The sequence below is a fragment of the Streptomyces umbrinus genome (assembly GCF_030817415.1).
Taxonomy (GTDB): Bacteria; Actinomycetota; Actinomycetes; order Streptomycetales; family Streptomycetaceae; genus Streptomyces; species Streptomyces umbrinus_A.
In genome coordinates, this window is record NZ_JAUSZI010000002.1 from 3,061,705 (window position 1) to 3,075,713 (window position 14,009).

General features: G+C 66.5%; 12 protein-coding genes. 8 read left to right on the top strand and 4 right to left on the bottom strand.

The genetic code is table 11. The annotated features are described in order from the left end of the window. Positions 1-198: 198 nt before the first annotated feature. Together QF035_RS13530 and QF035_RS13535 are read left to right on the top strand one after the other, a co-directional pair. Positions 199-591: a hypothetical protein gene (locus QF035_RS13530; RefSeq protein ID WP_307520483.1), complete on the top strand. Its 393-nt coding sequence runs from the start codon at positions 199-201 to the stop codon at positions 589-591. A gap of 5 nt (positions 592-596) precedes the next feature. Next, positions 597-1,265: a nucleotidyl transferase AbiEii/AbiGii toxin family protein gene (locus QF035_RS13535; protein WP_307520487.1), complete on the top strand. Its 669-nt coding sequence runs from the start codon at positions 597-599 to the stop codon at positions 1,263-1,265. Between the two features lie 107 nt (positions 1,266-1,372). On the opposite strand, the gene QF035_RS13540 is transcribed toward QF035_RS13535, so the two are convergent. Continuing rightward, positions 1,373-1,501: a hypothetical protein gene (locus QF035_RS13540; protein ID WP_307520488.1), complete on the bottom strand. Its 129-nt coding sequence runs from the start codon at positions 1,499-1,501 to the stop codon at positions 1,373-1,375. A gap of 225 nt (positions 1,502-1,726) precedes the next feature. On the opposite strand from QF035_RS13540, the gene QF035_RS13545 reads away from it, so the two are divergent. Further along, a complete protein-coding gene (locus QF035_RS13545; RefSeq protein ID WP_307520489.1) occupies positions 1,727-2,800 on the top strand; it encodes a hypothetical protein in 1,074 nt (357 codons plus the stop codon). Positions 2,801-2,867: 67 nt separating this feature from the next. Here the strand turns inward: QF035_RS13545 and QF035_RS13550 are convergent, their stop codons facing one another. Beyond that, positions 2,868-3,569, bottom strand: a complete 702-nt coding sequence (locus tag QF035_RS13550) for a restriction endonuclease (RefSeq protein ID WP_307520490.1) — start codon at positions 3,567-3,569, stop codon at positions 2,868-2,870. Positions 3,570-3,860: 291 nt separating this feature from the next. Between QF035_RS13550 and QF035_RS13555 the strand changes: the two genes are divergently transcribed. Further along, positions 3,861-8,510 carry an AAA domain-containing protein gene (locus QF035_RS13555; RefSeq protein WP_307520492.1) on the top strand — a complete coding sequence of 1,550 codons (4,650 nt, stop codon included), beginning with the start codon at positions 3,861-3,863 and terminating at the stop codon, positions 8,508-8,510. Continuing rightward, positions 8,507-9,343 carry a hypothetical protein gene (locus tag QF035_RS13560; protein WP_307520493.1) on the top strand — a complete coding sequence of 279 codons (837 nt, stop codon included), beginning with the start codon at positions 8,507-8,509 and terminating at the stop codon, positions 9,341-9,343. Before QF035_RS13555 ends, QF035_RS13560 begins: the two co-directional genes overlap by 4 nt. Positions 9,344-9,571: 228 nt before the next feature. On the opposite strand, the gene QF035_RS13565 is transcribed toward QF035_RS13560, so the two are convergent. After that, positions 9,572-10,752 (bottom strand): IS3 family transposase gene (locus tag QF035_RS13565; RefSeq protein WP_307517772.1). Its coding sequence is split into 2 segments (ribosomal slippage): positions 9,572-10,488 and positions 10,488-10,752, totalling 1,182 coding nucleotides; the frame shifts between segments, so codons are not numbered across the junction. 294 nt (positions 10,753-11,046) lie between these two features. Between QF035_RS13565 and QF035_RS13570 the strand changes: the two genes are divergently transcribed. Further along, positions 11,047-12,288 carry a hypothetical protein gene (locus QF035_RS13570; protein ID WP_307520495.1) on the top strand — a complete coding sequence of 414 codons (1,242 nt, stop codon included), beginning with the start codon at positions 11,047-11,049 and terminating at the stop codon, positions 12,286-12,288. Positions 12,289-12,450: 162 nt separating this feature from the next. Next, the gene (locus QF035_RS13575) at positions 12,451-12,711 is read left to right on the top strand and encodes a CorA family divalent cation transporter (RefSeq protein WP_307531094.1); all 261 of its coding nucleotides are present in this window, start codon (positions 12,451-12,453) and stop codon (positions 12,709-12,711) included. Between the two features lie 167 nt (positions 12,712-12,878). Here the strand turns inward: QF035_RS13575 and QF035_RS13580 are convergent, their stop codons facing one another. Next, positions 12,879-13,547 (bottom strand): hypothetical protein, encoded by a 669-nt coding sequence (locus QF035_RS13580; protein WP_307520496.1) that lies wholly within the window; start codon positions 13,545-13,547, stop codon positions 12,879-12,881. Here QF035_RS13580 and QF035_RS13585 point away from each other — a divergent pair. Further along, positions 13,546-13,794: a hypothetical protein gene (locus QF035_RS13585; RefSeq protein WP_307520498.1), complete on the top strand. Its 249-nt coding sequence runs from the start codon at positions 13,546-13,548 to the stop codon at positions 13,792-13,794. The genes QF035_RS13580 and QF035_RS13585 overlap by 2 nt on opposite strands. Positions 13,795-14,009: the final 215 nt, after the last annotated feature.

Here is a 14,009-nt window from a genome sequence, read left to right on the forward strand (position 1 = left end):
CCTGAAGCCGCTGGGGAGAATCCGGGGAGAATCAGCCGACGACACCGGCCCCGTACCTGCAACTTCCTCGCCGTCCCGTTCCCCGCCAAGCATCTCGCCGGTGCCTTTGGTGCATCCGCAATGGACAACAGACAGTGACATTGGCTGAATGGATGGAGCCACGAGCCCCCGCCCCTGTGCGGCCGCCATAATGGAGCCATGGCCTCCCACTCGCAGCACACCGGCCCCGGGCCGAGGAACCTCTCAGGCGCAGATGCCGAGGACCTCGCGCTCTACCGGGAAAAGTTCCGGCGTCGCCTACCGGAGTCACTGGACAAGCTGCACGGACCGACCCACGGTGTCGTGGAGCTGCCGCTGCACCTGGCATGGTCCGGGATGACCTCGTACGACCTGGGCGCACCTCGCCAGCGCATGGGCCTGTACCGCACGGTCCTGCACGAGGGTCTGCACGACGACCTCCCCCGCTACCTCAACCAGGACCTGCTCCTCGAGCTGTGGCCCGTGCTACGCACCCTCGTCGGTCGCACCGTGCGCACCGTGTGGGAGGACACCTTCCCCGAGCTCACCTCCCGCACCCGGGCAGCCGCGTGACGGACATGCCGGAGCTGCACACGCGGCTCCTGGCAGACGTGATCGCCCTCGGCTCGCCGTACCCATTGGTCCTCACTGGCGGGTATGCGGTGAGGGCGCACCGCCTCGTGAACCGCCCCAGCCAGGATCTCGATGTCGCCACCGAAAACCCGGCACCCATGGCCGACATCGCAGCCGCGCTCTGCAACGGCCTGGCGACCCGGGGCTGGAAGGTACAGGCGCTGGAGACTGCCCCGCTGTCCGCTCGCTTCACCGTGACGGACCCCGCCACCGGGCAGGAGTGCGAGGTCGACATCCTCAAAGAGATCTTCTGGCGGCCCGTCACCCAGAGCCCGTACGGGCCTGTCCTCGCCGAGGAGGACGTGATCGGGACCAAGGTTCGTGCCCTCGCCGACCGCGGAGCGCCCCGCGATCTGATCGACGTGTTCGCCGCGTCCCGCCGCTGGACGAATGCCGAGTTGGAGGAGTTCGGCCGACGTCACGCCCGCGGTCGCTTCGAGCGTGAGGACCTCCAGGCGAACCTGACCGGCGCCGAGTGGACTGACGACGAAGCCTTCACCGCCTACGGCCTCGACGAGGCTGCCATCACCGCTCTGCGCGCCTGGGCCGTGGAGTGGGCCGACGACCTCGCGAGCCGCCTCCTCGAAGAGCTCGGTGACCCCGACATCGACTGAACACAGCCAGGCGAGACCGCATCTGTCAGGCCGCGAGTCTGCAAGCAGCACACGTAACGACACAGGACCCGGGCCTCTGAGGAGGTCCGGGTTCCTGCGAGGCAATGTCATGCGGTGGCATTGTGCGCCAGCGCACGGGCCTTGGCCGCCCAGTCCCCCATCCTCGTGATGGCGGAGGTCAGTTGCTTCACCGCGGCGGAGATCTCCTTCACCGGCTTGCGGAGGTGCCGGCTCACCCGGCGCGCACTGCGGCAGTTCGTACGGAAGTCTCCGCAACGACAGCGACAAGAGGGCGCACCACACCACGAAGGGGCACTCAGCGCTATCTCCGTCGTGAGGGCGATGCGGCCTCGCCGCGGACTCTACGAATGTCGGGGCAGCTCACTCCGGTGTCCGCGTGCCGGGCGATGTCAGAGGGGCTTCGTAGCCTGGTGAGACAGGTACCGCAGGGAGGGAAGCCCATGAGCGCAAGTTCCTACAGAAGTCAGCTGGACCGGAAGAACAAGGATCGCGCCGCCGCCGAGAAGAAGGTCGGCGAGTTCCGCACGAAGGAGGCCGATCGACGCGGAAAGGCCACCAAGGAGCGGTTGGCCGCAGAGAAGGCGAGCACGGCAAACACCAGGACGAGCAAGCTGCGCGCCGCGCAGCGGTACGAAGACGAGGCCAACAAGGCGGCTCGTGACGCGGGCACCTGGAGCACCAAGGTCGGCAAGCTCAGCAAGGAGATCTCGGAGCTGTCGACGAAACTGGTCAAGGCGGAGACGGCCGAGAGAACTGCCGCCGAGAAGGCCCGCCAGCGCGAGCAGCAGCAGACGCAGCTACGCGCTGCGGCCGAGCAGCGGAAGATCGAGAGCCGTCTGTCGACGACGGAACGGCAGGTGCGCACGGTGTTGAGAGAACTGCAGGCTCCGAAGCCGGAAAAGCTGCGGGTGCTCCTGCTGGGGGCCGCTTCCGACGGGAGCCTGCGCATCGGACGGGAGCAGGAGCGGATCCGTACGATCGTCCAGCGCGCGACACACCGGGACTTGGTCACCCTGGACGTCCACTCAGCTGCGACAGCGGACACTCTCCTGGATGCTCTTCCTCGCTTCCGCCCCCACATCGTGCACTTCTCCGGACACAGCGGGGAGGACCTGCTGGAGCTCGAACAGGACGTCGACGACTTCCACGAGAGCGCTGTCGTCAGTGCCGGCGCTTTCGCCCGGGCCATCGCGGCCGTGGATGAGAAGCCGCTGCTGGTCGTGCTCAACTCCTGCTATTCCGCCGCGCAGACCGAAAGCCTCGTCGAGATCGTCCCGTTCGCCATCGGCATGGCCAAGTCCATCGGCGACGTCGACGCCATCACCTACGCCGCGCGGTTCTACGCCGCCATCGCCGAAGGGCAGTCCGTGCAGGGTGCGCACCTGCTCGGTCGGGCGGCGGTCGAGATGAACGGGCTGCCGGACCATGAGGTCCCAACCCTCGTCTATGCCCCGGATGTCGACCCCAGTACGACACGGCTGGTGACGCCGCCTCAGGCTTCGGAGATCGGATAGCGACCAGCGGCGGTGGTGCGGTTCAGCTCAGAGTGCCCCACCACTCGACGATGCCATGAAATGTGGCCTACCCGTACGTCTTCTTCCAGCGAGCGCGGTGCCTACGATCGCCCTGCCCCGCCCCGTTCAACTCGCTGAGCGACAGGAGCGAGACGCCGTTGTTCCATAAACCGAGGTGGTCGCGGTGGACCGCGATAACGCCGTTCTGTACTGCGGTCCGCTCAGACGGTCCGGTGAAGTACGTGGTCGTGACGAAGATCGCGACATCGACCTTGAAGTGGACCCTCGCACCCAGAAGGTCGCGGACCTCATGGCTTGGGATCCTGCTCTTCGGTGAGTAACGCTTGCACTGAATCACCATGCTCCGGCCGTCCGGCAAACACCCCAACACATCCGCGCCATCGTCGTGCGAGCCGCCCACTCGGCGAACTTCGGTGCATCCATCGCGTCGGCACAGTTCCACGACGAAGTCCTCGAACTCGCCTCCCGACATCGTGTCCACCTCGGTGAGGGATCGACGGCCGGCCTTGAGGGCCTCCTCCTGCTGCCACTGGTGATCACGTCCCTTGAGCAACCGGTTCGTACGCCACAACCACCATCCGCCGGCGGCGCCCCCGGCGAGGACGAGGCCACCGACGAGGTACGGCCAGATCACCTGCCAGAACACGACGAGCAGGACGAGGCAGCCCACTCCGCCGATAAAGCCCACCTTGAGTCGCTGCTTGCAGCGCTTCCGTGCGACCGATCGGCGTCGAATCCGTGCCGCCACCCAAGCCCTCCCCACCCCGTCCTGAGTGGCATTCTCGGCAGATGCACGGATGTCGTTAAGGGCGCAAACTAGCCAGTGACTGATGCCGGTTCTCCAGCGCCACTACCACCGCGGATACCGGTCTAGACCCTGCCCGGCCGTGTGTTCACATAACTTGCCAGTGCAATCCCCCTGGCACGATATCGATCCGGCCTATGCGTCGCGCATATCGCGCCATTCTCCTGGCGCACGTTGTCCTGCCGGTCTGGCGACCCCATCCTGAAACGTTCGCCACCAGCCGAGGGGAGCAAGGTGAACGTATCGCGACGTGCCGCGAATGACCCTGACGTCATTGGACAGACCACCGGTCTGATCGGATTCCTCAAAGAAGTCGTACAGAGTAGCCACAACCGTCTGCGCGACGACCGGCGCTCGCAGGAGCGCCTGTGGCTGGCTAACCTGCCCGCCTCCATACGGCGCCCGTCGGACCGAGTCGACGGTCTGCTGCTCACGCTCGATCACGTGCCGCAAACGGCACCTCCGCCCCTGCCGGATGTGCTCGACGGATGGGTATCCGCGGAACGGTGCCAGGATGCGGACGGCGGTGATCCGCCGCTCGCCGTCGAGGGACCGGGGCGGGAGCTGGTTCGCGCCGAGGATGGCCGTCAATGGTGGGAGGAAGCGGAGGATGACGCCGTCCGCCGCGAGGATGCGGCCGAAGTACTGAGGAGCTACGGTCCGTGGCTCGACCGCTGGCGCCGGTGGTCGGAGCGGGAGCGCGCGGAGCGCGCCCTTCGGGAGCTGTACGAGCAGGTCTACCACTGGCACCAGAAGCTCACCCAGCAGGATGACCAACTCGAACTCGTTCTGGCCACCGGCCTGTTGACCTGGAGCGACCCGCGTGGTGACGCGGTTCATCGTCATCTGCTCACCCACCGGGTGGAGACCTCGGTGGACCGTAAGACCGCCAGAGTCACGGTCCGCCTCATGGCTGAGGGAGCGGTGCGGCTGGAGGACCAGGCTTTCCTCGACACCGATGACGGCTGGGCTCCCGAGCGCTCGGCCGCGCTTGCAGAGGAGATTGCCGCCCAGTCGATGCACCTGCTGGGAACGGAGGCCCTGGAGCAACTGGCTCAGTGGCAGGAGCGGGTGCTGCAGCGTCCGGTGACGTTCAGCGCCGAGTGGCAGCCGCCCCGCGAGCCGGAGGCAGGTGCGCGGCTCACCTACGCTCCGGCGCTGATAGTGCGTCCGCGGGATCGCAATGCCCTGCTGAGCTTCTACGACCGGATCGCGGACAGCGTGGCCTCCGAAGCGCATGCGCCCCTGGGGCTCGCCCAGCTGGTGCTGACACTGGGCCCCGAGGAACGCGCGAATTGGGGCGGCCGCGAGATCCCACCCCTCTTCGGGGACGACCCGCTCTTCCCGGGAAAGACCAACGAACGACAGCGAAGTGTGCTGCGACGGCTGGAGCACGACACAGGCGTGGTGGTCCAAGGCCCGCCCGGTACCGGCAAGACACATACGATCGCCAACCTGGTCTCCGCGCTGCTAGCCCAGGGCCAGAGGGTCTTGGTGACCAGCGCGCGCGATCAGGCCCTGACAGTCCTGCGGGACAAACTTCCCCCTGCTGTAAGGGACTTGTGTGTCCTCCTTCTCAGCTCCGCGCGGCAGGACGGGGCGGACGAGCTGGAACGCACGATCAATGCCTTGACCGACCAGGTCGCCGCCAGCGACCCTGAGCAGCTTCGGGACGAGATCCGCCGGCTGTCCGCACGCCGGGAAGAGGTGCGGGGAAGGATCGGCACGCTCACCGAGCAGGTCATCTCACTACGGGAGGCGGAGGTCTACCGGCACCGTGAAATCGCCCCGGGGTACGCCGGCACCCTCGCTGCAATTGTTCAGCGCGTCCGCGACAACGCTGAACGTCACTCCTGGATCGGCCTGGTTCCGGACCAAGGGCCAGCCTCCTCCGTTCCCCCGCTCTCCCCCGCGCAGGCCGCAGAACTGCTGACTTTGGTACGCGACGGCGCGGCTGAGCCACGCGCGGGCGGCACGCTGCCGGATCCGGACACCCTTCCCACCCTCGAGGATCTGGCCCAGGCGCTCACAGCCAGCCGCGTCACCGATGACGGCCTCTCCCCCGAGGCAGCTGACGTTCGCGACCAACTCGCCCAGCTCGACGCTTCCATCACCGATGAACTGACCTTGCTCGCGGGTGACTGCCGTACGGCCCTGCACCACCTCGGCCTGTCATCGTCGGCCAGTCAGTGGGATGCCGACAAGTGGACCACCAAGGCTCTCTCGGACCGGCTCTCCCGCGAGAACCTCCCGCGGTGGGCTCGCGTGTCCGGACTTGCCGATCAACTCACCGCTGTTTCTGACCAGTTGGACAAGCAAGGGATGAAGCGCGTCATCGTGCCCGATCAGCTCTCCGCCGAGCGGGCTGATGCGATGCTCACGACCGGCTCTGCACTGCGTGACCATGTCGCCTCGGGTGGCAAACTACGGCCTCGGGGCAGCTTCCGTGCCGCGAAGGCGCAGAAGGCCGCTCAAGAGCTCCTCGACACGTGCACCGTAAACGGTCGCTCTCCCGAAACACTGGAGGATCTCGACTCCGTCCTCGCCCACCTGCACGCTCACTCCTCCGTTGCCACACTCGCAGAGCGGTGGTCCCAGGCCGGAGTCCCCATATCCGAAGGTCCAGTTGAGCTCCGTCTGGCCTCCCTGACCGAGGCATACGCACGCCTGAAGCACGTCGATGCATTCGGCACCGCCCGCGAGGGCATCGACGACCTGCTCGTACGCCACGGCCTGCACATCGCCCTCACCTCCCGTCCTGCCTGGCAGGTCTTCACCACGGCCCTGGCCGCCCTCTCCGGTCGGCGGACGGCCGATGAAGCCATGGCCCAGCTGGTCACATGGGAGGAGCACCTCCGCATGCCGGTGGAAGGCCCTCACCCCGCCGCCGAGGCGCTCGCCGCAGCCCAGGCTGTCCGCGAGCAGGACATCGACCGGTATGCCAAGGAGGTTGAGGCGCTGCGGGAGGCCCATCGGCGGGAGCACCGCCGGCGTCGGTGCTCCGTACTTCTGGACAGTGTTCGCAGGGCACACCCCTCGCTCGCCGACCAGCTGACGCAGGAGCCCGACGATCCAGCTTGGGAGACCCGCCTGGACGCGTTGGCCGACGCATGGGCCTGGGCAGTGGCCTCTGCATTCGTACGCCGCGAGCGCACATCGGGCCAGGAGCGTCACCTCGAAGGCGAACTGGCCCAGTGCGAAAGGAACCTGGAGGATCTGACCGGTGAACTCGCCGCCATCTGGGGTCGGCTGCACTGCCTGGAGCGCATGACACAGGAGCAGCGATCCGCGCTCCAGGCGTATCGCACCCACATGGCGTCGTACGGCAAAGGCAAAGGCCGGAGCGCGGGCCGCTACCGTGCCGCGGCGCACGACGCCATGCGGACGGCACAAGGTGCGGTACCCGCGTGGGTCATGCCCATCTCCCAGGTTGCCGAGATGGTGTTGCCCAAGCGTGACGCGTTCGACGTAGTCATCGTGGACGAAGCGAGTCAGGCCGGCATGGACGCGCTGTTCCTGATGTGGCTCGCTCCTCGCGTGATCGTGGTGGGGGACGACAAGCAGTGCGCACCCTCGCTCAGCAGCATGGGCCGCCACCAGGCAATCCATGATCGGCTCATCTCCCACCTGCCGGACATGCCTCCGAGTCTGCGTACTCTCTACGGCCCCGCCACCAACCTCTACCAGCTGCTGTCCACGTTCTTCCCGAAGGTGATCCGTCTGGAGGAACATTTCCGGTGCATGCCCGAGATCATCGGTTGGTCCTCCCAGACCTTCTACAACAACAAGCTGCAGCCGCTGCGCCAGTACGGCGGTGATCGCCTCGACCCGCTCGTGACGCACTTCGTCGAGGGAGCCGTCACCCAGGGCCGCGAGAGCCGACTCCGCAACCTGCATGAAGCCGAGGCCATCGTTGAGTGTCTGGCCCAGCTGGTGGAGGACCCCGCCTACCGGGACAAGACCATGGGCGTCATCACCCTTCAAGGGCCGGTCGGCCAGGTCAAGCTGCTGGAGCAGCTGATAAACGAGCGGATTCCGGCGCCGGTGCGCGAGCGTCACCAGATGCGGGTGGGCAATCCCGCTTCGTTCCAGGGTGACGAGCGGCACGTCATTCTGCTGTCGATGGTCGCGACTGACCCGCCGCGCATGGCAGGTGGCGCACGCAGCGAACGACAGGCATACAACGTCGCTGCGTCTCGGGCCCAGGACCAGATGCGGCTCTTCTACTCGGTTCCGCCCGACCGCCTGAAGTCTGGAGACCTCCGCCTCAACCTCCTCGCCTACATGGAGAACCCACCCTCCGCGCTGGCCAACGCCGACGACATCGGCGAGGTGTCGAGCGACGTCCCGCAGAAGCCATTCGAATCGCTCTTCGAGCAGCACGTCTACCTGCGGCTGAAAGCTCGCGGGTATCACGTGATCCCGCAATACCCGGCAGGGAGCAAGCGCATCGACCTCGTAGTCGTAGGGGCGCGAGGGCGCCTGGCCGTGGAGTGCGACGGCGAGCGGTACCACTCGACGCCTGAGCAGGTCCGGCACGACCAGCAGCGTGATCGCGAACTCCAGAGGGTCGGCTGGACGTTCTGGCGCATCCCCGAAAGCGAGTTCCGGTTCGACCCCGACGATGCCCTGACCGGCCTATGGGAGGAACTGAACCGGCTCGGCATCCGTCCAGCCGCGTTCGGCGGCGCCGACGACCGGTCTGATGCCGCTTCCGCGGCCCCCGGAGTGCAGTGGACCCCTCTCGACCTCTCCTCCGACGAGGAGCTGGCAGAGGACCCGGCGGAGACCCCTGACGGCCCGGACGCGACCGATCCAGTTGCGGCCCTGGCCATGACCGAAGAGGACGAATCCGACATCAAGAGCACGGAAGGCGCCGCATGACCCCGCAGTCCCCACTCAGCATCCTGGACACCAACACCCTGGAGGAGCTGGCCCGCGTCATCTGCGGCGACGACCACCTCTACTACCGCAAGAGCTATGAAATCGCCCAGTTCCTGGAACGAGCCGGCTGGCAACAGGTTCCGGAGTACGACGGCTACCGCAAGGACTGGACCCTCGCCCGCCTCACGGAACGCCGAGACGACCCCACCGAGTTGGAGAAGGTCCTCCTCCGACTCGCCGACCCGCGCGAGTACCTCGACGAACCAGAACAGCTCCCCGCGGTTGTCTCCGCGGTCAACGCCTTCCTCATCCACGAGGGCGTACGCCTGGAGAACCCAGGTGGCCGCCCCCGCCTCGTCGCCTGCGACCCCTCTCTCGCCCACCCGGGCAACCAGGGCCCGGTCGAACTCAGAGCCGCCATGACCGACCTCATCAACGACCAGCAGATGGCCGGCCTCCTCCAGCACCGCTTGGACGAGGCACGCACCTGCTACGCCAACGGCGCCCACGTGGCCGCCATCATCATGCTCGGCAGCCTCCTCGAAGGTGTCCTGGTCCATGTGGTCCAGGAGCGCGACGCGTCACTGCTCGGTAGGACGTCTCCGGATCGCGTATACCTGGACGCCCTGATCAAGACCTGCCACGAGGCAGGGTGGATCGGCGCCGATGTCGAGCGCTTCTGCCACGAGCTGCGCAAGTACCGCAACTTCGTCCACCCACGCGCCGAAATCCGCGAGGCTCACGTACCGGACCGCGACACACTGAACATGTGCTGGCCCGTGGTCAACGCCGTCCTGAATGACCTCGCCGACTCCCAGCCCAAGGCAGCCTGACCCATGTGAACCGGCCCGCCCCGCGCACGGCTCGTCAGACGAGCCTCGGCACGGGGCGGTTGTCCGGCATCCCCAGCATTTCCCGAGCCCGCTCCGGCGTACAGGCCCGCCCCGCGCTGCCGGCTCGCGAATGGTCAGTCCCTTTTCCTGCTCGGCCCCAGCAGAACTTTTACGAGCCATCTGACTGAGGGGCCACGTGCTTTCCGGACAGGCGTCTGACTGTCTATTTCACGCGGCGATTCGCAACTTTTCGTACTCGGCGTGGACTTCACGTGGAGGGCGGTAACCCACCGCCGAGTGGAGGCGTTTGCGATTGTACCAGAATTCAATGTACCGAGTGATGTCCTGCCGGGCAGCCTCTCGGGTCAGGTAAGTGACCCGAGATACGCGCTCGTTCTTCAACACGCCGAAGAACGATTCGGCCATGGCATTGTCGAAACAGATCCCGGTACGGCCGGAAGACCTGCGCAGTCCGAACCGGTTGAGCGTCTTCCCGAACTCGGCTGACATGTAGTTGCTTCCGCGGTCCGAGTGAAATATCGCTCCCGCCGAGAGGCTTCTGTTCCGTGCCGCGTTGCGGATCGCCCTGGATATCAGCGAGGTTTGGTAGTGGTCGTCCATCGCGTAACCGATAACTTCCTTCGTGCAGCAGTCGATGACCGTCGCGAGGTACAGCCAGCCTTCCCCGGTCGTGATGTAGGTGATGTCACCGACGAGCTTTTCGCCAGGCGCATCTGCGGTGAAGTCACGGCCCACCAGATCCGGTACCTGGCCGGCTGCGGCCTGGGTGAGGCCGAACCTCTTCGGCCTTGGCTGGCAGGGCACCAGGCCCAGTTCACGCATGAGGCAGCGGACCAGCTCCATGCCCGCGGCGACGCCCCAGCGATCCAGTTGAGCCTGGATGCGCCGGTGCCCGTAGGTGCTGTCGGATATGTCGAAGGCTTTCTTGATGAGCAGTTTCAATTCTTCGCGCCGCTGGGCCGTTGCGGATTCCGGGCGGGATCGCCAGTCGTAGTAGCCGGACCTGGACACGCCGAGTCGGCCGCACATGAACTCGACGCTGTAGGCGTACTCCTCGGTGTCGAGCCGCATCTCGTCGATGAACTCGTACTTGCTTGCTACCGGGGATCCTTCGCGAAGTACGCTGCGGCTTTTTTCAGGAAGGTAACTTCCATCTCCAGCTCGCGGTTGCGTCGTTCGAGTTCCTTCAGGCGCGCCCGCTCGTTCACCGTCAGTTCCGCATCGGGGGCCGGTTCCTGCTGCTTCTGGTGCTTCTTCACCCAGCCGCGTAGCGTCTCCGAGTTCAGCTCAAGCTCCCGGGCGACTTCAGAGATCGTCTTGCTCGACCTCAACGCGATCTGGACGGCTTCCTCGCGGAACTCCGGCGAGTACTTACTGGGTGGCGCCACTTCTTCCTCGTTTCCTTGTTCAGGACAACCCTATTGGGTACCTGTCCGGAAACTTCGTGGCCCCTCAGACACCAGGAGCGCGCCCTATGCGCACTTGCGTGCGCCCATCGTTCGCCTCGTACTTTGCGGCGTTGTCCTATGGGCTCGCTGCGATCCACCAGGGAACAGGGGGAACAGATGTCGAAGTCGGCTGAAGAGGCGCTGGAAGATCTCGCACGATATGCGAATGTCGCTGTCCACTCCACCTCGGCACTCGCCGGGGAGGTTGGTGCAGCAGCAGCCGAAGACGACGAGATGCGCAAAGAGAAAAACCTCGAAGTACTCCGGCGCAAGCCGGGCCTGCGTCCGTTACCTGCCGCAGATCTCGGCGGCTCGGTCCGCATGACGCCGTGGGACGTTCTGCACACCCTTGCACGAGCCATCTCCTTGGCACGCCGAGGAGCCGCCCGCGGCCTGGCCGAGCACTGGGGCAGTCTGAAGTACAGCTTGGCACTCAACGGCAGCCCCACTTCCTACATGGGGCTCTCGGCCGAGGGACGGGACACGGCCGACTACTACAAGGCTCTCCAGTCGGGAGAACTCGGAGTCGGATTCGCGCTGGCCCTCGCCGAGCGGATTCTCCGTCGGCGTTACCCGGACCACGCCGTATCGATCGTCCCCGCGGACACAGTCCTCCGCGCTGGTTGGGGCCTGAATAGCAGAGACAAGGGCACCACGGTGGGCTACCGGTACCGCCCGCAGTACTTCGCCGAAGTCTGGCAACCAGGAGAACCGTCGCGCATCTTCCCTGTCGTCTCCCGCGGCAACCACGGCAAGGCGAGCGACTCCCACGGCCAGCTCGCGGACGCTTCGGTCTACATAGACGGTGTCCACATCGGCATCCACAACGAGACACCCGGCCTGATCTTCAGCACACAACTGCCCCTCGATGAGTCGCTCACTGTGCACGCACTAAATGCCGACGGCACAGACGGATGGCTGTCCGGCACGGACACCTTCCCTCTCGGGAACCTGGACGAACGGCTCCGCGACGAGGCATGGCCCCCAGGCATCCAGCCACCAGCCGACGGCGGCAAGGGGACCCCCGTCGAACCCGGTGTTCACGTCACCCCTGAACTCTCCGGATGGTTCCAGCAAGTCCTCGCGCGCACCTCCGCCGCAGGGCTCACCGCCTTCGCCGGCGACGGAAACTCCACCGCTCCGTACCTCACCACGCGCCAGGGAAGCCGACGCTTCTCCGCCGGCATGGCCCATGCAGCCACCGACAGCGTCCAGGACGCCGCGTGCACACTGCTCGGCATCCCGTTCGTTGGCACCGACCATGTCTTCCGACTCAACGGAACACGCGTGGAGGCATTCTCCGGAGTCCACGCCGACCTCTTCACCCACCTGAGCCGCGGCCGTCTGCAGCAGTACCGCAACGATGTCCACGCTCTGCGCACCAAGTGGCCTGCGGACACCTGGGATGAGGAATGGAACGGCCCCGTGTCGATACACCAGGACGGCTCGGTCCTAGCCATGCATCTGTTGCCCTGACCGCTCTTCGTGACCGTAGAAGGTCGTCGAAGGAGCCTGCCCGCCATGCCCCAATCGGCCCCTGGCGGGGAGGTCTCCTGGGGAGAATCTGGGGAGTGCGGGCGGCGCTGGGGAGAGCGTGGGGAGAATCGACTGCGTAGCCGCGCAGCAATCTGAAAGATCCTGAAAGCTGGATCAGCCCAGCTCAGCGACAGTTTCAGCGACATCATCGCAGGTCAACGCCACCCGGTAGACAACTTCAAGAAGATCTCCTCCTGGGCCGCCATCCTCTTCGCCCCCACGCTGGTCGGGACGATCTACGGCATGAACTTCGACGACATGCCGGAACTGGGCTGGACGTTCGGCTACCCCTTCGCGATCGGCCTGATGGCCGTGGTGTGCGTGAGCCTGTACTTCATCTTCAAGCGGCGGGACTGGCTCTGACGACCCGCGCGTATCAGCCCGCCCTCGCCTTCCGGGAGTCGGCGGCAGCACGTTGCGGAGTACCGCAGAGGGTGTCCGGCAGGCCTGTCATCGACCCGGCGGACACTCTCATTTCACCGCGTCACCGGTCGGCGGACTCGCCCGGTGAGAGCGGTCAGGCGCGGCGGTCAGGGAACAATCGTCCCGCCGTTGGTCACGCCGGGGGCCGGCCGCCGGTTCACCTCGGCCCCGGCAGCGTCGCAGGTCAGGCCGGCGTTTGGCGGCATGGGTCCCAGCGCCTGGTCGCAGCGGATCTCATGGACCCGCCCGGTTGTGGTGATGAGGTTGGACTTGAGGCGCTCACTGGTCTGCTGCTCGTTGACGGACACGCCGCAGGCGAAGCCTGTCTGCCTGGTGTTCGGGTAGTTGGTCCTGCCGCTGAGGTCGGTCCACAGGAAGGGAGTGGGGGGATTGGCCCGGAGGTCACGGATGCCCGCGTAATAGATCCCGCCGGTCAGGACGGCCCGGAGTTCGTAGTTGCCCGAGTCCTGTTCCGCGTCGATGTCGGAGCACGGCCCGGTGGCTCCCGTCGGACCCGTCTCACCATCCTCGCCGTCGGCCCCCGGCGGACCGGTCGGACCCGTCTCGCCGTCCATGCCGTCGGCCCCTGGCGGACCGGTGGGTCCGGTCGGGCCCTTCTTGCATTCGTTCCTTCCGCCGTCGCGCTCGCCCGGATAGCCGTTCTGCTTGCCCGGTTGGCTCTTGCACCAGTCTTCGGTGTGGCCGAGTGTCGCGGCCGTGCGGTCAGTCACGGTCCGCCCGGCCCCGGCGGCGGGGCCGACCATGCCGGCTGCCATGACCAGCGCGAGGGGGGCTCGGGCCAACGGCCCCAGCGACGAGCTCCTCCTGCGGTCAGGACTCATCTACGCACTCCTTCCGGACCTGCCCGAGCGAATCCGCAGCCAGACCGCCGTGAACCGCGAGTTCTCGGCCCGGCACGTCGCCGCCCTCCCCGGACCGTCCTCCGCCACGAGCCGCCCGAAGACCTCCCGGGCCAGGAAGTCGCCCCGCACCTCGGGCGCCGCCACGGCCAGAAGGAAGTGACAGAGCAAGGAGGAGCAAAGGATGAGCCTCCCGCCACAGGGTCCGAGGGCCACGGACCGAGGCAGGGACTGCGGGCGGCGGACGAGATCTGCGCGAGCCCCGCCCGAAAGGGCTGATGACGAGCCCGCGTACGGTCCGTAGTACGAACCCTGCCCAAGGATCAAGGGGACCCCTAGGAGGTCAAGGTCACAGCGGGTCCCTCTGCTGCTCACCTG